This is a genomic window from Pseudomonas sp. LAMO17WK12:I10 (genome assembly GCF_900215185.1).
GTDB lineage: Bacteria > Pseudomonadota > Gammaproteobacteria > Pseudomonadales > Pseudomonadaceae > Aquipseudomonas > Aquipseudomonas chlororaphis.
The window spans coordinates 127,959-148,174 of record NZ_OBDX01000003.1 but is presented as its reverse complement, the minus strand read 5'-3'; the positions used below and the strand labels follow the sequence as shown (position 1 = coordinate 148,174).

Below are 20,216 nucleotides of genomic sequence, written 5' to 3'. Positions count from 1 at the left end.
GTCAGTTCCTGATGGCCCAGAATTTCAGTTCAAGCTCGGCGAATTCGCCGGACACGTGGAAGGCGAAACCGCCGGAACGCTCCAGTTGCGCCAGGTCTTCGGAACTGAGTTCGAGGATGAAATAGGTTTTGTTGGAGTGGAACGCGATCTGCCGTGGCGCCACCGGCAAGGGTTTGACCTTGATCCCCGGCAGGTGCAGGTTGACCAGCTGGCGAATCCGCTCCACCGGGCCGACCTTGAGGTGCGCCGGCAAGCGATGGCGCAGTTCTTCGGAGTCGCAGTTGGCACTGGCGGCCAGGACGAACGAGGCCGACCCCAGCAGCTTGTGGTCGTGCAACGGCGACACGATGATCCCGTACTGACGCGCCTGCAGCACCAGCTCGATGGCGTGCTGTTCGAGCACCATCGACAGCACCTGGCGGATCGCGTCCATCAACTTGCGAAAGCTCGCGCCCTGGTCGCTGTGCTGGTAGCGGCTGTCCAGGCGCGGCCGCTTGCTGTCGCTGGCGAAGGTCGCCAGATCGCCGAGCATGGTCAGCAGCGTGCGGTACAGCTCTTCCGGGTGCACCTGCTCCAGGCCCAGGTAGTGGCGCAGCAGCAGTTCGGTGCGGTTGATCAGTTGCAGCATCATGAAGTCGCCGACTTCGGCGCCGCCGACCTTGCCGTTGGAACGGATCCGGTCGGCAATGGTGTCGCCGCGGTGGCTGAGCATGCTGATCACTTCTTTCAGGCACGACAGCAGGTAGCTCGAGGCATGGGCGTGGATGAAGGTCGGCACGAAGTCCGGGTCGAGGCTGATCACCCCGTCGGGTGTGGTGTCGAGGACTTCGCAGAGCTTGAGCTTCACATAGGCCTGGTCGCTCTGTTGCTCGCCCAGCAGCAGACGGAAGTCCGGCCGGGCGCAGCTGACCTGGCTGCTGGAATCGTCGCCGGCGTTGGAGTCGGCCACTTCCGCCTCGTAGGTGGTATAGCGCGCCAGCACATCGGACTGCTCCGGACGGCGCGCCTCGATGTGGTTGCCGGTCACCAGCGGCAAGGCCAGGTAGACCGGGGTGTTGCCGGTGTTCGGCGGCACGTCGAGGGCCAGCGGCTCGGTGTTGCCGCCCAGTTCGAACAGGCTGCCGTCGGGCAGGATGCCAGAGGCCTGGCTGATCACCAACTTGCCCATGTTGAGGAACTGCAGGTCGATCTCCAGGCTCAGGAAACCCCAGGAATAACTGCCCAGCAACTGAGTGCGGGTTTTCATCTGGTAGTCGTAGTAGCGATCGTTGTGCTGGAAGTGCTGCGGGCGCAGCAACATGCCTTCCTGCCAAATGACTTTATGCACGTTCATGATTACTTGTCCGCCTTGGCGAGCGTTGCGTTGCTGGTGCGGATACCGGCCTGGTCGAGGGTCAGATCGGCTTCGGTCAGCTCCACCGGAGTGAGCTGCACCACATAGCGCCACTGGGCTTCGGAGATATCGCGGTAGGCCGCCAGCACGCCAACGTAGCGGCTGCCTTCTTCGACGCTGAGCTTGAGTTCCACGGTTTCACCCGGACGCAGTTCCAGTTCTTCGCTGGCCACCATGTCCGGCGCCAGGGACTCCTTGGCGCGCTCGTAGAGGCTGAAGAAATCGGCATTCTCGAAGGCCACCGGATGCTTGAGCTCGATCAGCCGCACCACGATCGGCGACGGGCGACCGTTGAGGTCCGGGTTGAGCTGGTCGCTGGCGGTCAACTTGAGGTTCAGCTTGGTCATGGTCGAGTACGGCGACAGCGACGAGCAGCCGGCCAGCAACGCCAGGGCGGTCAGCATGGCCAGCGTCTTGAGTAACAGGGTCGAGCAGCGAGACATGCGCATCATCCTTGGTGTTCGGTGTGAAGGGTGGAGATCAGGCGGATCTGTTCTTCGTAGGCCTGGGCGAAGTCACGGGCCAGCAGGCGTTCGCTCCAGTCATCGTCCTGACGCAGGGCCTGGTGATAGCGGTTGTAGGCTCTCCAGCGGCTGCCGGAGGTGGCCAGCAACGGCTTGTTGTCGCGCTCGAAACGCAGGGTCAGCTGCTGCGGCGAGAAATGCTCGAGGGTGCCGCGCACGGCCGCGCGGCTGGCGGTCAGCAGCGCCACCTGGTGCGCCTGCAGATCGCGGAAGGCGCGGGAGATCGCCTGCTCGGCCGGCAGCTGGCCGGGCTTGTTGCCTTGCAGCAGGATGCCCAGCGCTTCGCTGGCGTCCACGGCGAACTTCAGTGGGTTCTTGCTGCCGCCCTGGGCGGTGGTCAGGGCCAGGCGCAGTTCGTTTTTCAGCTCGCTGCGGGTGCGCAGGCTCTGCTGCAGGCCGCCGATGCTTTGCTTGAGCAGGCGCGCGGCATCGATCGCCAGGGCTTCGCGGCTGTCGTGGTCGAGGCCTTTGAGGTCCACCCCCAGCGCCGCGCCGAAATGCTCCCAGAAACCTTCGCTCTGGCGCTCCACCGGGGCCGGCTCGACGGCGACCGGCGCCTCGGGCTGTGCCACCAGTTCCGGCACCAGCAGGCTTTCCATGTCGATCCGCGCATAGTCCGCGCGCTGGCTTGGTTCCTGGCGCGGCGTGTTGAGCGCGGTCAGCTCGTCGATTTCCGAATACACCCGCTCCTGCTGATCCAGCGCGTTGAGCGGGTCGAGGTCGAGGAAGGCGTCATCGGGAATGATGCTGCCGGCGGCCTGCGGACGCCCGACTTCGGTGTCGAAGGTTGCCGGATCGCGCACCAGGCGCGCGCGGATCTCGAAATCCCCCAGCACATAGACGCTGCCGTGCTCGATACGCTGCGGCTCGCCCTTGCGCAGGCGCGCGCCGCTGTCGCTGGCCTGGATACCGTTGCTGCTGGTATCGGTGAGGAAAAACATCCCGTCGCGGTAGCTGACGATCGCGTGGTGATTGGACAGGTGGCGCTTGCGGTCCGGAATGATCCAGTCGCAATCCTCGCCCCGCCCGATCACCCCGCCGGCCTGCTTGAAGGTTTTGCTGCTCAACTCCGTGGGCACGAACTGCTTGGTGTTCAGCATTTCGAAAACCAGTTCCATGATGATGCTCCTTGCGGTCACTTGCCGCGATTGACCGCCTGCGGATCACCCAATGGGCGATAGGTGTTGTCGTTGAATTTGTAATTACCGCTACAGCCGCCGAGGCCGCTGAGAACGATCAGAGCCAGCAGGGCGGCTTGCCAGTGACGAACAGACATCAGAGGGTCTCCATGGGTAGACAATGCACAAAGCGCCGACCCTTGCGGGCGACGCCTGGCGAAACGAAAAAGGCGCTTGGGGCAGTCATGTCGCGCTAGCCCTCGAAGTCGCCAAGATTGATGTTCAACCGCCCGAGGCGGTACAGCAGCGTGCGCCTGGGCAACCCCAGCTCGCGGGCCGCCAGGGTCTGGTTGCCGTCGTTCTTGCGCAGGCAATCGAGCAGCAGATGACGCTCGACCTTCTCCAGGCGTTCGCGCAGGTTCAGCCCGGGTTCCTCCGGCAACGCTTCGATGCTCAGGGAGAAATGCTCGGCCAGCAGTTCGCCGCCTTCGCACAGCAGCACCGCTCGCTCCACCAGGCCCTTGAGCTCGCGCACGTTGCCCGGGAAGGTGTAGCCCGAGAGGTGATTGAGGGCGGTTTCCGACCAGCTCACCGGGTCGCGCTGGAGGAAGGCGCAGGCCTTGTCGGCGAAGTGCCGGGCCAGGTCGAGGATGTCGCCTTCGCGCTGGCGCAGGGCCGGCAGCTCGATCGGGAACTGCGCCAGGCGGTAGTACAGGTCCTCGCGGAACTTGCCCTCGCTGACCAGCACCGCCAGGTCGCGGTGGGTCGCGGCGATGATGCGCACATCGATCTTGTGGGTGTCGTTGGAGCCCAGCGGACGAATCTCGCCCTCCTGCAGCACGCGCAGCAGCTTGGCCTGCAGGGACAGCGGCATGTCGCCGATTTCGTCCAGCAACAGGGTGCCGCCATTGGCCGCGTCGAACAGCCCCGGACGGTCGCGATCGGCGCCGGTGAAGGCGCCCTTGCGGTAGCCGAACAGCTCGCTCTCCAGCAGGTTCTCCGGGAACGCCGCGCAGTTCTGCACGATGAACGCCTGGGAACGCCGCGGGCCGTAGTCGTGGATGGCCCGCGCCACCACTTCCTTGCCGGTGCCGGTCTCGCCGCGCAGCAACACGGTGTAGGGGCTGTGCAGCACCTTGCTGATCAACTGGTAGGTCTGGCGCATGGCCGTGCTGTTGCCGATCAGCCCGTAGCCGCTGGCGCTGACCGGGGTGCTGGCCACGGGCGCCGCGTCGCCCACTGGACGCCGCAGGCGTTGCAGCAGGTGCAGTTGCCCGAGCACGAACGAGCCCAGTTGCCCCATGGAATCGGCGAAGCCCTGCAGGTCGACATGTTCGCGACTGGCGCACAGCAGCAGGCCCTCGACAGCCTTTTGCGTGTTCACCAGCGGCACGCACAGCAGCGACTGCCAGGGCGTGTCCCGGGCCGGCAGGAAACTGGTTTCGTGCAGACTGCCGCTCAACCCCACCAGGCTCACCACGCGGTTCTGGCACAGGGCGAACTGCAGCAACTGCTCACCGTTGTAGTCCGCCGGCAGGCTCGCCGCTTCCCGCGGTTGCAGGATGCCGCCCAGGCATTCGGCGCTCAGGCCGAGCCGGGTATGAGTGGCATCGAGCAGGTACAGCTGGCTCAGTTCGCAACCGCTGAGCCCGGCCACGCCGCGCACGAAATCGCCCAGCAGCGCGCCACCGTCGGCCGCCCGCGACAGGCTGGCGAACTGCGCCAGCAGCGCCTCGGCGTAGATCAGCGGTTGCGGTACACGAGTGAACATCACACCCACCTCAGGCGAACTCGCAGGTCACGCCGCCGCTGCTGTCGAGCGTCGCGTGCACGCGCTTGAGGTTCTCGCCGGTGGCCATGGCGTCCAGCAGGCGGTCGGCCACCAGCGGCAGTACGTGCAGGTCGAGCAAATGATCGATCAGGCGCGCGCCGCTTTCACTCTGGGTGCAGCGCTCGGCCAGATGGTCGACCAGGTTCTGGCAGTGAGTGAAATCCAGCTGGCGACGGTTCAGGCGCTCACCTAAACGGCCCAGCTTGATTTCGATCAGTTCGCGCAGCACCGGGCCGCCCACCGGGTAGTACGGCACCACGCGCATGCGCGCCAGCAGCGCCGGCTTGAAGTGCTTGCTGAGCACCGGGCGGATGGTCTCTTCCAGGGTCTCGGCGCTCGGCCGCTCGCCGTTCTCGCACAGGGCGCTGATGCGGTCGCTGGCCAGGTTGGAGGTCATCAGGATCAGGGTGTTGCGGAAGTCGATCTCGCGCCCTTCGCCGTCGTTGGCCACGCCTTTATCGAAGATCTGATAGAACAGGTTGAGCACGTCCGGGTCGGCTTTCTCGACCTCGTCGAGCAGAATCACCGAATAGGGTTTCTGCCGCACCGCCTCGGTGAGCATGCCGCCTTCGCCGTAGCCGACGTAGCCTGGAGGCGCGCCGATCAGGCGCGACACGGTGTGCTTCTCCTGGAACTCGGACATGTTGATGGTGGTGATGAAACGATCGCCGCCGTACAGCAGGTCGGCCAGGGCCAGGGCGGTTTCGGTCTTGCCGACGCCGCTCGGGCCCACCAGCAGGAACACGCCCACCGGCGCGTCCGGCTTGTTCAGGCCAGCGGCGGTGGCGCGCATCGAGCGGTCCAGCGCATGCACCGCCTGCTCCTGACCACGAATGCGCGCGCGCAGGTCGCTGGCGAAACTCGCGACCTTGGCGTTGTGTTCACGGGCCAGTTGCGTCAGCGGCACGCCGGTCCAGGCGCTGATCACTTCGGCCACCAGGCGCGGGCAAACTTCGAAGCTGACCAGGCGCTCCTGGCTCTGGGCATCGCTCAGGGCACGATGGGTTTCGTTGAGCGCGGCTTCCAGTGCCTCGACGCTCTGCCCTTCTTCCACTTCAGCGGCAATGGTTTCGATCACCGTGCCTTCGGCGTCTTCTTCCACCGACACCCGCGGCGGCTGGTTGGCCGCATCGCGGGCCTTGGCCAGTTGCTGGCGCAGTTCGAGCAGGCGCTCGGCCAGGGTGCGCTGTTCGCTCCACAGGGTTTCCAGGGCTTGCTGCTCGGCCTCGGCTTCGGCCAGACGGGCCTCCAGTGCGTCCAGGGCTTCCTCGTCGATCACCAGGCCGGCCTCGGCGTCGCGGCGCAGCGCCTGACGCTGACGGCCGCCTTCGGCCAGTTCGCCACGCAGGCGCTCCAGGCTCTCCGGCGCCGCCGCCAGGCTGATGCGCACCCGGGCACAAGCGGTGTCGAGCACGTCCACCGCCTTGTCCGGCAGCTGGCGGCCGGCCAGGTAGCGGGCCGACAGTTCGGCCGCGGCCACCACCGCGTCGTCGCGCAGGTAGATACCGTGGCTCTTCTCGTAGACCTGGGCCAGGCCACGCAGGATGGTCACCGCCTCGCTGACGGTCGGTTCATGCAACTGCACCGGCTGGAAGCGACGGGCCAGGGCCGGGTCTTTCTCGAAGTACTTCTTGTACTCGGCCCAGGTGGTGGCGGCGATGGTGCGCAGCTCGCCACGGGCCAGGGCTGGCTTGAGCAGGTTGGCCGCGTCGGAACCGCCCGCGTTGCCACCGGCGCCGATCAGGGTGTGGGCTTCGTCGATAAACAGAATGATCGGCTTAGGCGAAGCCTTGACCTCGTCGATCACGCCCTTGAGGCGGCGCTCGAACTCGCCCTTCACGCTGGCGCCCGCTTGCAGCAGGCCCATGTCCAGCGACAGCAACTCGACGCCCTTGAGCACTTGCGGTACCTCACCGGCGGCGATGCGCGAGGCCAGGCCTTCGACCACCGCGGTCTTGCCGACACCGGCTTCGCCGACCACGATCGGATTGTTCTTGCGGCGACGGGCGAGGATGTCGACCATCTGGCGGATCGCGCCATCGCGGCACAGCACCGGGTCGAGCTTGCCCTCGCGCGCCTGCTGGGTCAGGTTGTGGGTGAAGCGCTGCAACAGCGATTCGCCCGGCGCCGCCGGCTTGCCGCTGGCCGGCTCTTCCTTCTGCGACAGGGCGAAATCCTTCAGGCGCTCGATGTTCAGCTTGGCCAGCAATGGCTGGTAGCGGCTACCGGCGTAACGCATCGGGTTGCGCAGCAGCGCGAGGATCAGCGCCGCCTGCTCGACCTGGCTCTGGCCCAGTTCGAGATTGGCCACCAGCAAGGCGTCCTGCAGCCACTGCACCAGCTCCGGGGCGAACACCGGGTTGCGCGAGGCGCTGTGCTCGACCCGCGATTGCAGCGCCGCGCTCAGCTCGCCGGCATCCACTTCGGCGTCCTGCAACGCGCGTGCGAGCAAGCCTTGCGGGCGCTCCAGCAAGCCCAGCAGCAGGTCTTCGACCAGGATCTTGCTGCCGCCCCGGGCGACGCAGCGTTCAGCGGAGCTTTCCAGGTCACGGCGGGTTTCGGCGTCCAGCGCCTGGATCAGTTGCTGCAGGTCTACGTTGATCATGTCATCTGTCCTTAATGAATTTTGCTGCCCAGGGTCACCACGCCGTCCGCGCGTTCGCGGCCGAGCCAACTGGTCCACCCCAGGCGACAGGCGTTCTGCTCACCGATGCGCAGTTCGCGGATTTCTTCCTGGCGCAGGACCAGGCGAATGTCGTAGTCCAGCGGGTCACGCAGGGTGAACCGCACCAGCGCGCACAGCGGCTGGTAGCCGAAACCGATCGGCAGGAATTCGTGGAAGCGTTGCCAGTCGAGCTGGCGGATATGGATGCGGAACTTGCCGCTGCGGTCGCGCACCCGTTCGCCCAGCACCAGGTCTTCGCCGAGCTGGCTGTTGGCGCGGCCGAGGCGGTTGCGCTGCTCTTCGAGAATCTCCACCCGGCGCTCGATGCACTGTTCGATCACCAAGTCCGCATGCTTGAAGTAGTAGCGCAGCACGGCCTCGATCAATGCCGCCGAGTGGGCCCGCAGGCTGAGCAGGCCAAGGTACGGCAGCAGGCGCTTCCAGTTCAGCTCCTTGGCCTTGCGGATGTCCTCGCCGCCGAGGCCGATCAGGGCGAACAGCTGGGCGGAAAACGGGTCGAGCGCGCCGCTCTTGAAGCTGGCGCGGTAGCGGTACTTGCGCCAGATCGGCAGCATCAGCCGTTGCAGGCGATGGTGGAACAGGTCGAGGAAGTTGCGGGTCGGGTTGCCGTCTTCGCTGTCGCCCAGGGCCTGTTCACCGTAGAACGCCGGCAGCGGCGAGCCGGAGCCGAACAGCCCGATCAGGTTGAACCGCAGGCGCGCGCGCATCTGCCCGTGCTCTTCGAAAAATTCCACGCGATCGACGTCGCTGCCAGGGAAACCCAGGCTCGGATTGGCCTGGAATTCCAGCTGGTCGTAGAGATCCTCTTCGCTCAGGCCCGGATGGGAATCGCGCAGCCGGTCCACCACCAGCAGCACGGCCTGAAACAGCGAGTACTCGCGAATGACCCGGGTCAGCCCGCTTAAAGCAGGGGCTGTAGACCCATACGTGGTGTCCATTGGTACACCTCTCCCTGTGTACTTTTTACCCGCAGCTCGTGGTACGAGTTGAGACTGGCGTAAAGAGCGAAAAACTCGTTGAGAACCGAGGCGAAGACGAACATGTCGCCTTCACCGATATAACCTTCCGGATCGATGGTCAGCTCGGTGCGCAGACCGCGCAGCGGCAGGCCCCGATGCAACCGGTCGACATGCTCATGGCGGATCGACTTGAGCCCGCCCAGCAGGCGCTTGCTGACCTTTTCCAGGTGCTGGTCGTAGTAACGCGGCAAGTCGTAGGTTTCGAGAATCACCTTGAGCGCATCGACGTTGGCCAGCGACAGATAGTTGAGCGACATGTTGCTGATCAGCTTCCACAGGAAGTCGCGATTCAGCGGCGGCGCGTAGCTCGAGGTGGCCGGGGTGATGTTGCGGAAACTGAGGAACTCCGGGGTTTCCTCGCACGCCTGGTTGATCTCGCCGAGCTTGAGCCGGCGCGGCAGGTTCTGGTTGGTGCAGGTCAGCTCGATGGACAGGGTTTCGTGGGCCTCGGTGTGGCGGATGCCGAAGCTCAGGTAAGTGTCGAGGCCGTCGTGCAGCAACGAGGAACGCTGGCGGATGCTGTAGTGCGGGCGGCTTTGCGGGACGTCGAAACTCGGGTCGTGCTCGAAGGATTCGAACGGCACGTATTCCTGGTAACCCAGGCCGCCGGGCTTCCAGCCGGTCACGGTTTCCACCGAGAACACGCCGCAGTTTTCCAGGTCGTATTCGGCCGGCAGCAGCAGGTACTCGTCCTGCTTGCCGTCGAGGCGGATCGGCAGGGCGTCGTGCTTGAACAGGTTGGCGATCGGCGTGCAGTACAGCTTCACGTTGTCCAGGGTCGGCCGCAGGCGCTGGATGCCGCTCTTGCGGATGTCGAAGCGCACTTCCAGGCCGTGCAGCTGCTTGAGGGTGTCCTCCGGCAGCGACTTGAGCAGGTCCAGGCCATTCAGGTCAACGAACAGGAACTTGTCCTGGAAGGCGAAATACTCCTGCAGGTAGCGATAGCCGCGGAAGGTATTCAGCGGATACGGGATCAACGCCTCTTCCTCGGCAAAGCCCACCGGCTGCACGCGGTTGCCGGGCATCTTGAACGACATGGCATTGCCGCTGACACCCGGGAACGGCTTGCCGTCCATGCCCAGCGGCACCAGTTCGATGCCTTCCAGGTTGCGCAGCAGGCTCAGGTAGAGCATCTGGCTGATATAGCGCTCGCCCGCCAGGTGCAGGCGCAGGCGGCTGAGGTTCAGCTCGCCGAGGTGGCCGTCGCAGCTCATCTCCAGGCGCAGGCTGAGCAGCGCGCCGTCGCCTTTCACCGAGTAATTCAGCGCCGTCAGGTCCAGCGGCAGGACTTCGGTCGGGTAGCAAGTGCGGAAGCGACAACGTACGTCATCGATGGGCTTGCTTTCCACCGGCGTATCACGCTCCACGCGCAGGGCCGGCCCGGACTGCTTCAGCGGGTCGAACTGCAGAATGCTGAACGCCGGCAACGGCCGCATGTAGTTCGGCCACAGCAAGTGCATCAGCGAGTGGCTGAGTTCCGGCAGCTCGTCATCGAGCTTCTGCCGCAGGCGACCAGTGAGAAAGGCGAAACCTTCGAGCAGGCGCTCCACATCCGGGTCCCGCCCGGCCTGGCCCAGGAACGGCGCCAGGGCCGGACTACGCTCGGCGAAACGGCGACCCAGCTGGCGCAGCGCGGTGAGTTCGCTTTGGTAGTAGTGGTTAAAGGACACGGGTTACCTGCCTGGTAGTGAATCTCATGAATAAACCGTCCTGTAGAGCGCAACCGTCAGCCCGGAAACCACGTAGCCCACGATGAGCACACACGGAATGAAAACCAGCCAACTCAACATCGGTGCAACGTCACTGGCATCACCGCCAAGCATTTTTGCCAACCGGAAAAGCATCCACGAAGCGGCGTAAAAAGGAATGAACAGCAACGGCCCCAGCCAGACCCGCGCGAGTATTTGTTGCTCGCTCTTGCCACGCAGCAGGCGCATTTCCAGAAGGGCAAAGGCGATGTACGCCACAATGCCCATGGTCGACGCGTAGGTCTCGAACAACTCGACGGTCAAAGGGGTGCCTCTCAGACACTCGTCCAGCAGCATGAGCAGGAGAACGGCCAGCGGAATCCAGAGGGCTGTGACAAGCAAGCGACGGCGGCCTGCACTGAGCATGCAATCCCCCTCTCCCATGATTACTGCGCCCCCGCTTTTTCAGAGGTAATCGCAACGCTGGTCTGTAGATAAAGCGCCCCGCCATCAAACCCGGTGATGGCCGCGGCACTCAGCGGAAAGCCATCTTTGCCGTCGTACCGAATCCAGCCTTCAGCCCAGATGTCCCCATTCTCATGCCGGACCTCAACGTAATAATCCGGCGCCTCGGCCTTGGCGATTTCGACGAACACACCACCATCCTCCGCGCCAACCCACAGCGCATTGGGATGAGCGAACAGTTTTGGCGGGGTATCCCGCTGCCAGGTCAACAGCAGCGCAAACAGCACCAGGATCGCCAGCAATCCGATCGAGCAAAGGAATGCGTTGAGCAACCTGAATACCTTGCCCCTCATCGAGGGCGCCGCGATGGCTGGCATCGGCCCCTCAGAAAATTTCACGGGGCACCCCACTGATTGACCCAGCCCCTTTTTCCACGCACCGACCCAGCTTGCGCAGTGCGGCGAATTTGCTTGGGTCGTAGTGGTTAAAGGACACGCCTGCTTACCTGCTTATCGTTTTTGAGAAAATTTCAGCGCCAAGACATTCAACAACCGCTCACCTCATGAACAGAACGTGCGGTCATCGATCGTCCATTCACGCTGGGTCCCTTCACTGATCTTTTCCACGCCACTCAGGTGCCGTTTCAACTGGGCGCCGTCAATGGTCTTGCTCCCGGCGGCATCGCTGATCGTCAGCAAGTAGTTGGCCGGTATCTGCTCGATCACGTCTTCGCCATAAGAGGCAAAGCTCGCCACCAGTACGCGGGAGCCCGCCGCGGAGGTCATCGTTCGGTCCAGTGCATGCATGTTGGAACTGTTGGAAACCTTCATCTCCAGGGGCTGGCCGCAACGGTTCGCGAGATACACCTGGTTGTTGTAAACCTGTTGAGCCGCGCAACCGCTCAGTGAAACAAAAAGCAGGATGAAGCCGGCGAACCTGGTCATCGAGTTCAACCCTTGCCAATCCCGGAAAACGGCGCCGGCGAATGCGAATTGCCGATGATCACCGTCCCCGACCCAGCCGTGATCGTATTGCCGTGAGTACCCACCGAACCGACGGTAGCCGCGGCTTTGCCGTTGATCAGCACAGTGGTCGCCAAGGCGCTGGCCATCGCTCCGCCACAGGCCGAGGCATCGCCCTGGCGGGCGGCGGCGAGGCCGTCGAAGAACACATCACCGGAACCGGCGGCGATCGGATTGGTTGCGTGGCCGGGGAGCGGGCAGGCGGTAGGATCGCTGACGCGGGCTGCGGGTTTACCTGACATCGTCCTTCTCCTTGCTTAACTGACCTTGACCTGACCGCTGCCATCCAGGCGCGCGGAAAAACTGACCTGGCGCTTGAACCCGTCCACCTCAAGCAGGCCTTCGATATTGAAAGCCAGCTTGAGCTGGTCGTGATCACGCGGCAGGGAAACGACACGCACATTGCTCAGACGCGGCTCGTAGGCTTCGATGAAGCTTTCGATGGCCAGGCGGGCCTGGCTCAGGGCGTCGTGCAGGCTCAGGCGCATGTCGTTGAGATCGGGCAACCCGTAATCGGACAGCGTCTGCACGCTGCCCGCACGAGTGCTGAGCATCTTGCCCAGATGGGCAGCCACCGACGCCATGGCGGAAACCTCGCGGCTCCAGCCGACACGTTTGTCGGCCTCGCCACTCAGGCGTTCGAAAAGGCTGCCGTATCCGGTCATGACCTAGCTCCTGGTTACTCTTTGTCCAGCTTGCCAACCAGCGACAGGGTGAAATCGGCACCCATGTACTTGAAGTGCGGGCGCACGTTCAGGCTGACGCGGTACCAGCCCGGCTCACCTTCCACATCGCTGACGATGATCTGCGCGGCGCGCAGCGGACGACGGCCACGAACTTCGGCGCTCGGGTTTTCCTGGTCGGCGACGTACTGGCGGATCCACTTGTTGAGTTCCAGCTCGAGGTCGGTACGTTCTTTCCACGAACCGAGTTGCTCGCGCTGCAGCACTTTGAGGTAGTGAGCCAGGCGGTTGACGATCATCATGTACGGCAGCTGGGTGCCGAGCTTGTAGTTCAGCTCCGCGGCCTTGCCTTCGGCGCTGATGCCGAAGAACTTCGGCTTCTGCACCGAGCTGGCGGAGAAGAACGCCGCGTTGTCGCTGCCTTTGCGCATGGTCAGGGAGATGAAGCCTTCCTCGGCCAGTTCGTATTCACGACGGTCGCTGACCAGTACCTCGGTCGGGATCTTGGTTTCGATTTCGCCCATGCTTTCGAAGTGGTGCAGCGGCAGGTCTTCTACCGCGCCACCGCTCTGCGGGCCGATGATGTTCGGGCACCAGCGGAACTTGGCGAAGCTGTCGGTCAGCTTGGTACCGAACGCGTACGCGGTGTTGCCCCACAGGTAATGCTCGTGGCTGTTGGCAACGGTTTCCTTGTAGACGAAGGATTTGACCGGGTTCTCTTCCGGATCGTACGGGTTGCGCAGCAGGAAGCGCGGTACGGTCAGGCCGATGTAGCGCGAGTCTTCCGACTGGCGGAAGCTCTGCCATTTGGCGAATTGCGGGCCTTCGAAGTGATCCTTCAGATCCTTCAGGTCCGGCAGGCCGGTGAAGCTTTCCAGGCCGAAGAATTTCGGACCGGCCGCGGCGATGAACGGCGCGTGGGACATGCAGGCAACGCTGGACACGTACTGCATCAGCTTCACGTCTGGCGAGCTTGGCGACATGAAGTAGTTGGCGATGATCGCGCCCACCGGCTGGCCACCGAACTGGCCGTATTCAGCGGTGTAGATGTGCTTGTACAGGCCAGACTGCATCACTTCCGGCGAATCTTCGAAGTCGTCCAGCAGGTCCTGCTTGGAGACGTTGAGAATTTCGATCTTGATGTTTTCGCGGAAGTTGGTGCGGTCGACCAGCAACTGCAGGCCACGCCAGGCCGATTCCAGAGACTGGAAGTCTTCGTGGTGGAGGATTTCGTCCATCTGGCGGCTGAGCTTGGCATCGATCTCGGCGATCATGCGGTCAACCATGGCTTTCTTGACTGGCTCGCCATCGTTCTGAGGCTTGAGCAGCTCTTCGATGAAGGCCGATACGCCGCGCTTGGCGATGTCGTAGGCTTCGTCGTCCGGAGTCAGGCGGGTTTCGGCGATGATGCTGTCGAGAATGCTGTACTCGCCGTTCTCGTTGCTTTTCTGTTGTGCTGCACTAGTGCTCATAGTGTTTGGCTTCCTTGACTGATAGAGACTCAGGCTTCGGTGGCTGCGGCGTTCAGGCCCAGCTCACCGAGTACACGACCGCGCGATTCGTCGTCGGCGAGTACGCCTTCGATGGCTTTACGGAATGCAGGGGCGTTACCCAGCGGACCCTTGAGGGCCACCAGCGCGTCGCGCAGTTCCATCAGTTTTTTCAGCTCAGGCACTTGCTCGACCAGGCTGGCCGGGTTGAAGTCCTTCATCGAGTTGACGCGCAGCTTGACCGCCAGCTCTTCGGTGTCGCCCTCTTCCTGAAGACGGTTAGGCACGCTCAGCGTCAGGCTCAGTTCCTGCTTGGCCAGCACTTCGTCGAACGTCATTTTGTCGATGCTGATCGGCTTGCGGTCTTCCACTTTGCGCTCGTCCACGCGCTGGGTGTAATCACCGATTGCCAGTAGCTTCAACGGCAGTTCAATCTCTTCCTGAGCACCGCCGGTGGCGGGTTTGAAGGTGACGTTGATGCGTTCCTTGGGGGCTACCGAGCCTTCTTTGGCCATGGCTTTTCTCCTTGCGGTTGTTGGCCCTGGGGCCTATTCGAGTACCACTTCGAGGTCGAGGTGGCACAGCCTGCGATAAATCTCTTCCTTGCGTTCTCGCACTGCGTGGTTCTGCGGCAACAACTCACAGCAGCTATGCAGGAGGTGCAGCACTTCCAACGCAAGATCCGGCTCCCAGGCATGCAGGCCCGAGCTCAGTAATTCTTGGTCGAGGGTTTCGAGCTGGGTCTTGGCCAGCTCGTACTTCTTGGCCATGAAGCACAACCGCGCCAGGCTGAACTGCCAGAAAAACCTCACCCGCCCGCCATGGGCGTTCTGCAGGCCTTGCTTGAGGATCTGCACGGCGGCCTTGAGGCCGTCCTTGCGCAGGATCGGCAAGACCTCTTCGAGGGCTTCTTCCCAGGCAGGCTGGCTGGCGGTCGCTTCGACCTTGCGCGGCGCGCTGGCGCTTTGCAGATGGGGCATGACGTGGGCGCTGATCCAGCCGCGGGTGGCCGGGTCGGCGAAAGGCGCGCCGTCGTGGAAACGCAACTCGACCACCCCCGGCAGGCGCTGCAACAAGAGCGCGAAGTGAAACTCCACTTCGCGCATCGCCTGGTCGGCGTTCAACCCCTGCAGGCATTCCCAGACCATGCGCTGGCCGTCGAACCAGAACGGCGCCCTGGCCAGGCTGGCTTCGAGCTCCACCAACAGGTCGGCGTATTGCCCATTGGCAAAACGCTCCTGGTAGGTCTTCAGCTTGTCGGCCGGCAGCCCGCGCAACGCAGTGATCTGCTCGGCGTTGCGCTCCGGGACGGCATCGATGGGCAACCACAGCATGGTGCGGTTCAGGCGCAGGGCGCGTACGTCAGTGGCCTTCTGCTTGAGCCACCAGGCGCTCAGTGGACGGGCATTTTCCTGCATTGCACGCAGGGCCTTCTGCGCTTCCTTCTCGTTGTCGATCGGCGCGCCAGGCGTGAACAGCTGGGTCGCGGCCTGCTTGACCTGGGCCACCACCGCGCCCACGGCGCCAGGTTCTGGCTGGTTGTCGGCGGCGCGCTGGACCATGGTCGACAGCCGCCGACAGATCGGCAGCAGCAAGGGCGCGTTGTCACCCAGATGTTCGGTGAGCGCGGCGTCGAGCCCTTCCAGGTGTTCCACCAGGCGGCGGAACAGCGGCAGTTGCTCCTTGATCGCGATGTTTTCGCCCAGCACCTGCTCGAGACGCGGCACCAGCCAGCCGATGGCGGCAGCCCGGGTACGCAGCTTGGCGGGGTGGATCTGCGCCCAATGCTGTTCGCACAGGTGCTGCAGAAGACCAAGGCCGGCCAGCAGGCCGGGGAAGGATTCACGCTGATACAAGGCCCAGGTGAGCCAGGCGGCCACCCGCAGATCCTTGGACTGGGTACGCAGCAGCGCTTCACTGTTTTCGAGGATTTTCAGCCAGTCGATCTGACCGCTTTCGTGCATGGATTGGGCTTTGCCCAGCTCACTTTCCAACGCCTCGTATTCGCTGGAGAAGCGAACGTCCTCGCCCGCAAAACTCTCTTTGGAAATAGAGGCCTTGGCGAGTTCGAGGTAATGGGCAGAAAGTTTACTTGAGTAGGACATCCATGGCCTTTTTTGAGATTACGGTCTATACGCACGCGAGACTTTTTTCACGTGCTGGACAGTATCGAAGAGCGTACTCATCCAATTGAGCCTGCTCTTTCAAGAGCGCGCATCGTAATCAGTATGATGGCCACTAGCAAGCATCCCCTCAAACAACAAGACGAACTGTCATCGGCTTTTCGTAAGAGATTGCCTTATATATGACAGGGGTTCCCCCCTAGACCGCCAGTTGAGTCCCTATTCCAACCAGAAACGCCAGGAACCGAGAGCCAGAGCCTTGCGCGATATGAACCAGAGCACGATTCAATGATTAAGGGACAATGCTATGCCGAGACGAAAAGTGCCGGATATGGGAATAGTCTTAATTCTGAACTTTTATGAAAGAGTGCAGTCCGCGTACAACACCTAACTTCAGAAAGTGCCACTAATATGATGGCACTCAAGACAGTAATTTGCCACCGAACAATCTGTATGATTTTTGAACAGTGCAGATGTAGTTCTGGCGAAACTTACGTTAGCCATTCCTATTCTTTATATACCGAATAGCCACCCATAAAAAATGGGCATCCGAGTTATCGGCTTGCCCATTTTTCAATACGGTTCTCCCCGCTATCGAGGGAGTTCGCAACAGTTATGGATTGACGCTGTCTTTCAGCGATTTGCCTGGCTTGAAGGCTACGGTGTTGCTGGCTTTGATCTTCACCGGCTCACCGGTTTGCGGGTTCTTGCCGGTACGGGCGCCACGGTGACGCTGCAGGAAGGTTCCAAAACCTACCAGGGTGACGCTGTCTTTGCGATGCAGGGCGCCGGTGATTTCTTCGAGAACGGCATTGAGAACGCGGTTGGCTTGTTCTTTGGTCAGATCCGCTTTTTCAGCAATTGCAGCGGCGAGTTCTGGTTTACGCATAGTGAAGCCTCTTTGACGGTTTTTTGTTGTTATGTCCGTGCTGTTCTTCCGGAACAGCGCCCAAGGCGCCGCAGGCTCTACTCTGCGGCAGACGGGTGTGAGGATGGCACGCAGTTAGGAGTGGCGCCAGTCTCTGCGCGACCTTTGTAGTGGCAAACACATGATTATTCCGACAGAACGACCGGTATTTAGGCCAACAAGCCGGGAAGCTCTTTGTTCAGGGCCAGTTTGTCCATGACCGCGGCCCCGGTCAGGGCATAACCCAGCAGTTTGCCGCTGGCATCGCGGCACAGCGCCTTGATGTCGGCGCCCTGCCCTTCGACCGTCCACGCGCCTTCCAGGCCGCGTGGCGGTGGCGAAACCACCAGCGGGCAGACCGGGGTTTTCACGGTGATCGGCATCGGGCCATAGCTGACTGCCGTCGGGTTGCCCGCCAGGGTCTGCGCCAGCGCTCGCGCACAGCTCATCAGGGGCATGACGTACAACAGATTCAGCCCATCGACCTCGGCGCAGTCGCCCAAGGCATAAATGTTGGCGTGGGAGGTCTTGAGATGCCGGTCCACCACCACTCCACGGTTGACCATTAACCCCGCGGCGGCGGCCAGGTCGATACGCGGACGCAGGCCGATCGCCGACACCACCAGGTCGCAGGCAATCACCTCACCGTCGGACAGATGCGCCTCCAGGCCATCCGCCGTGCGCTGCAAGCGATTGAGCACCGGCCCCAGGTGGAAGCGCGCGCCCAGGCTTTCCAGCCCGGCCTGTACCGCGGCGGCGGCCGCAGGATGCAGCAGCGTCGGCATGACCTGCTCGCAGGGTGCCACCAGGTCCACTGCATAACCGCCGAGGATCAGGTCGTTGGCGAACTCGCAGCCGATCAGGCCGGCGCCCAGCAGCAGCACCCGGCGCTTGCCGGCCGCGGCCGCGCGAAAGCGCGCGTAGTCCTCCAGGTCGTTGATCGGGAAGATCAGCTCACCAGCATCGCCCTCCACCGGTACACGTACGGTTTCCGCGCCCCAGGCGAGGATCAGGTCGCGATAGTTCACCGCTTCTTCGCCAATCCACAGGCGCTTGTGGCCAGGGTCGATGCCGCTGATGCGGGTATGGGTGCGCACCTCGGCCTTCAGTTGCTCGGCCATGGCGCCGGGCTCGGCCATGCTCAGGCCGTCGGCTTCCTTGTTCTTGCCGAAGCCGGTGGAAAGCATCGGTTTGGAATAGGAACGTCCGTCATCTGCGGTGATCAGCAGCAGCGGCGTTTCGCTATCGAGCTTGCGAAACTCTCGAGCCAGGTTGTAGCCGGCCAGCCCGGTGCCCACGATGACGACAGGTGCGTTCATTCCTTACTCCTTCAGGTTCAGGGGATCACAGGGTGTGATCAGCCGATTTCGATCATTTCGAAATCCATTTTGCCGACGCCGCAATCCGGGCAGAGCCAGTCTTCAGGTACGTCTTCCCAGCGGGTACCGGGCAAGATTCCGTCGTCCGGCCAGCCATCGGCTTCGTTGTAGATCAGGCCGCAGACCACACATTGCCACTTTTTCATTTACGCGTTTCCTCAGGTTCTCAGGCTGTTACCGGCGGGATGGTCGATGAATCGACTCTGGATGACGCCAGGGGGCGCGTCCGGCCCAGCGCGTTTTGTACTGATGAGCACCGACGGATGCAAGCACGTTCGCCGCGGGCAGCCGCTCCATTGCGGCAAAATCGCCTGGCGCCATGCTAAGCTCGCGGCCTCATTTGCTGCCAATAATGACCCACTGTGCCGCACTCAATCTCTGCATTTTCCACCCCGGACTGGCTCTCGCAAAGCCGGCTGACGCCCCTCCCCGACGCACAGACCCTCGACTGGCTGTTCGATGAAGGTTCGCTGACCCGGCGCCTGACCCGTCTCTCCAACGACGGCTTCAGCGTGACGCCACTGGTCGAGGGCTGGCAGCCCCTGCGCGCCGACGAATGCGCCGCGCTGGACCTGCAGCCAGGCAGCCAGGGCTGGGTACGCGAGGTGTATCTGCGCGGTCACGGCCAGGCCTGGGTATTCGCCCGCAGCGTGGCGGCCCGCAGCGCCCTGCAGGACGGCGGGCTGAACATGGACGAACTGGGTAACCGCTCGCTGGGCGAACTGCTGTTCTGTGACCAGGCCTTTCAGCGCCGCCCCATCGAGGTCTGCCATTACCCACGCCCGTGGCTGCCCGACGAGGTGCAGGCCGATGACCTCTGGGCCCGCCGTTCGCGCTTCGATCGCGCAGCCCTGAGCGTGCTGGTCGCCGAAATCTTCCTGCCGTCCCTGTGGAGCGCCGTCAGCGCCCAGCCGGAGAACCGCTGATGTATCAGAGCCTGCTCAAATCCCTCAATCGCCTGAATCCGCGCGCCTGGGACTTTATCCAGCTGACCCGCATGGACAAGCCGATCGGCATCTACCTGCTGCTCTGGCCGACCCTCTGGGCCCTGTGGATTGCCGGCAAAGGCTCGCCTTCGCTGGCCAATATCGTGATTTTCGTCCTTGGCGTAACCCTCACCCGGGCCGGCGGCTGCGTGATCAACGACTGGGCCGACCGCAAGGTCGACGGCCATGTGAAGCGCACCGAACAGCGCCCGCTGGTCAGCGGCAAGATCAGCTCCAGGGAAGCCCTGGTGTTCTTCGCCGTGCTGATGTTCATCAGCTTCCTGCTGGTGCTGTGCACCAACGCGGCGACCATCTGGCTGTCGCTGGGCGGCCTGGCCCTGGCGGCCAGCTATCCCTTCATGAAGCGCTACACCTATTACCCGCAAGTGGTGCTGGGCGCGGCGTTCTCCTGGGGCATCCCGATGGCCTTTACCGCCGAGACCGGCGAGCTGCCGGCCACCGCCTGGCTGCTGTACATCGCCAACCTGCTGTGGACCGTGGGTTATGACACCTATTACGCAATGACCGACCGCGACGACGACCTGAAGATCGGGGTGAAATCCACCGCGATCCTGTTCGGCGAAGCCGACCGGGTGATCATCCTGACCCTGCAGGGCCTGGCGCTGGCGTGCCTGCTGCTGGCGGGCGCGCGTTTCGAGTTGGGTATCTGGTTCCACTTGGGTTTGCTGGTGGCGGCCGGGTGTTTTGCCTGGGAGTTCTGGTACACCCGCGATCGCGACCGGATGAAGTGCTTCAAGGCCTTCTTGCATAACCACTGGGCGGGATTGGCGATTTTCCTGGGGATAGTCGTGGATTACGCCGTTCGCTGAGGACCGTTATCGCAGGCCAGCCTCACACCTACCGTTTCTGTAGGAGCGAGGCTGGCCCGCGAAGAAACACTA

At 63.1% G+C, this 20,216-nt stretch carries 20 protein-coding genes and 1 pseudogene; 2 read left to right on the top strand and 19 right to left on the bottom strand.

Annotated features, from left to right (window positions below; translation table 11 throughout):
* Nucleotide 1: 1 nt before the first annotated feature.
* From tssK to CRO75_RS05075, 19 genes and pseudogenes are all read right to left on the bottom strand, one after another.
* Nucleotides 2-1,333 (bottom strand): type VI secretion system baseplate subunit TssK, encoded by a 1,332-nt coding sequence (gene tssK / locus CRO75_RS05165; RefSeq protein WP_009051584.1) that lies wholly within the window; start codon nucleotides 1,331-1,333, stop codon nucleotides 2-4.
* Nucleotides 1,334-1,335: 2 nt separating this feature from the next.
* A complete protein-coding gene (gene tssJ, locus CRO75_RS05160; protein ID WP_007930268.1) occupies nucleotides 1,336-1,836 on the bottom strand; it encodes a type VI secretion system lipoprotein TssJ in 501 nt (166 codons plus the stop codon).
* Nucleotides 1,837-1,841: 5 nt separating this feature from the next.
* Nucleotides 1,842-3,035: a type VI secretion system-associated FHA domain protein TagH gene (tagH, locus tag CRO75_RS05155; RefSeq protein WP_097134632.1), complete on the bottom strand. Its 1,194-nt coding sequence runs from the start codon at nucleotides 3,033-3,035 to the stop codon at nucleotides 1,842-1,844.
* Nucleotides 3,036-3,052: 17 nt separating this feature from the next.
* Nucleotides 3,053-3,193 (bottom strand): hypothetical protein, encoded by a 141-nt coding sequence (locus CRO75_RS05150; protein ID WP_007930271.1) that lies wholly within the window; start codon nucleotides 3,191-3,193, stop codon nucleotides 3,053-3,055.
* A gap of 95 nt (nucleotides 3,194-3,288) precedes the next feature.
* Nucleotides 3,289-4,806 carry a sigma 54-interacting transcriptional regulator gene (locus tag CRO75_RS05145; protein WP_062824223.1) on the bottom strand — a complete coding sequence of 506 codons (1,518 nt, stop codon included), beginning with the start codon at nucleotides 4,804-4,806 and terminating at the stop codon, nucleotides 3,289-3,291.
* A 10-nt stretch (nucleotides 4,807-4,816) separates the two neighbouring features.
* The gene (tssH, locus tag CRO75_RS05140; protein WP_097134631.1) at nucleotides 4,817-7,471 is read right to left on the bottom strand and encodes a type VI secretion system ATPase TssH; all 2,655 of its coding nucleotides are present in this window, start codon (nucleotides 7,469-7,471) and stop codon (nucleotides 4,817-4,819) included.
* A gap of 11 nt (nucleotides 7,472-7,482) precedes the next feature.
* Nucleotides 7,483-8,490, bottom strand: a complete 1,008-nt coding sequence (gene tssG, locus CRO75_RS05135; protein WP_007930277.1) for a type VI secretion system baseplate subunit TssG — start codon at nucleotides 8,488-8,490, stop codon at nucleotides 7,483-7,485.
* The gene (tssF, locus tag CRO75_RS05130) at nucleotides 8,454-10,241 is read right to left on the bottom strand and encodes a type VI secretion system baseplate subunit TssF (protein ID WP_007930278.1); all 1,788 of its coding nucleotides are present in this window, start codon (nucleotides 10,239-10,241) and stop codon (nucleotides 8,454-8,456) included. Before tssF ends, tssG begins: the two co-directional genes overlap by 37 nt.
* Before the next feature lie 24 nt (nucleotides 10,242-10,265).
* Nucleotides 10,266-10,685 carry a hypothetical protein gene (locus tag CRO75_RS05125; RefSeq protein ID WP_143503893.1) on the bottom strand — a complete coding sequence of 140 codons (420 nt, stop codon included), beginning with the start codon at nucleotides 10,683-10,685 and terminating at the stop codon, nucleotides 10,266-10,268.
* A gap of 20 nt (nucleotides 10,686-10,705) precedes the next feature.
* On the bottom strand, nucleotides 10,706-11,122 hold the full coding sequence (locus CRO75_RS05120; RefSeq protein WP_239990560.1) for a hypothetical protein: 417 nt from the start codon (nucleotides 11,120-11,122) through the stop codon (nucleotides 10,706-10,708).
* Nucleotides 11,123-11,284: 162 nt separating this feature from the next.
* Nucleotides 11,285-11,668, bottom strand: a complete 384-nt coding sequence (locus CRO75_RS05115; protein WP_085533180.1) for a hypothetical protein — start codon at nucleotides 11,666-11,668, stop codon at nucleotides 11,285-11,287.
* A gap of 26 nt (nucleotides 11,669-11,694) precedes the next feature.
* Nucleotides 11,695-11,988, bottom strand: a pseudogene (locus tag CRO75_RS05110) (PAAR domain-containing protein); the annotation flags it as partial.
* A 15-nt stretch (nucleotides 11,989-12,003) separates the two neighbouring features.
* Entirely contained in the window at nucleotides 12,004-12,411 is a 408-nt protein-coding gene (gene tssE, locus CRO75_RS05105) for a type VI secretion system baseplate subunit TssE (RefSeq protein ID WP_007930282.1), read from the bottom strand.
* 14 nt (nucleotides 12,412-12,425) lie between these two features.
* Nucleotides 12,426-13,901 (bottom strand): type VI secretion system contractile sheath large subunit, encoded by a 1,476-nt coding sequence (gene tssC, locus CRO75_RS05100; protein ID WP_009051592.1) that lies wholly within the window; start codon nucleotides 13,899-13,901, stop codon nucleotides 12,426-12,428.
* A gap of 29 nt (nucleotides 13,902-13,930) precedes the next feature.
* Nucleotides 13,931-14,434 carry a type VI secretion system contractile sheath small subunit gene (tssB, locus tag CRO75_RS05095; RefSeq protein WP_007930286.1) on the bottom strand — a complete coding sequence of 168 codons (504 nt, stop codon included), beginning with the start codon at nucleotides 14,432-14,434 and terminating at the stop codon, nucleotides 13,931-13,933.
* A 33-nt stretch (nucleotides 14,435-14,467) separates the two neighbouring features.
* Complete coding sequence (gene tssA / locus CRO75_RS05090) at nucleotides 14,468-16,024, bottom strand: type VI secretion system protein TssA (protein ID WP_097134629.1); 1,557 nt, start codon at nucleotides 16,022-16,024, stop codon at nucleotides 14,468-14,470.
* Between the two features lie 631 nt (nucleotides 16,025-16,655).
* The gene (locus CRO75_RS05085; RefSeq protein ID WP_003213368.1) at nucleotides 16,656-16,931 is read right to left on the bottom strand and encodes an HU family DNA-binding protein; all 276 of its coding nucleotides are present in this window, start codon (nucleotides 16,929-16,931) and stop codon (nucleotides 16,656-16,658) included.
* A gap of 188 nt (nucleotides 16,932-17,119) precedes the next feature.
* Nucleotides 17,120-18,268, bottom strand: coding sequence for an FAD-dependent oxidoreductase (locus CRO75_RS05080; protein WP_092421327.1), 1,149 nt, complete (start codon nucleotides 18,266-18,268; stop codon nucleotides 17,120-17,122).
* Nucleotides 18,269-18,306: 38 nt separating this feature from the next.
* Nucleotides 18,307-18,474: a rubredoxin gene (locus CRO75_RS05075; protein ID WP_007930291.1), complete on the bottom strand. Its 168-nt coding sequence runs from the start codon at nucleotides 18,472-18,474 to the stop codon at nucleotides 18,307-18,309.
* Between the two features lie 216 nt (nucleotides 18,475-18,690).
* Here CRO75_RS05075 and CRO75_RS05070 point away from each other — a divergent pair, with 216 nt between their 5' ends.
* Nucleotides 18,691-19,254 (top strand): chorismate lyase, encoded by a 564-nt coding sequence (locus CRO75_RS05070; RefSeq protein WP_097134628.1) that lies wholly within the window; start codon nucleotides 18,691-18,693, stop codon nucleotides 19,252-19,254.
* Entirely contained in the window at nucleotides 19,254-20,144 is an 891-nt protein-coding gene (gene ubiA, locus CRO75_RS05065; RefSeq protein ID WP_097134627.1) for a 4-hydroxybenzoate octaprenyltransferase, read from the top strand. The genes CRO75_RS05070 and ubiA overlap by 1 nt, the downstream gene beginning before the upstream one ends.
* The last annotated feature ends 72 nt before the right edge of the window (nucleotides 20,145-20,216 follow it).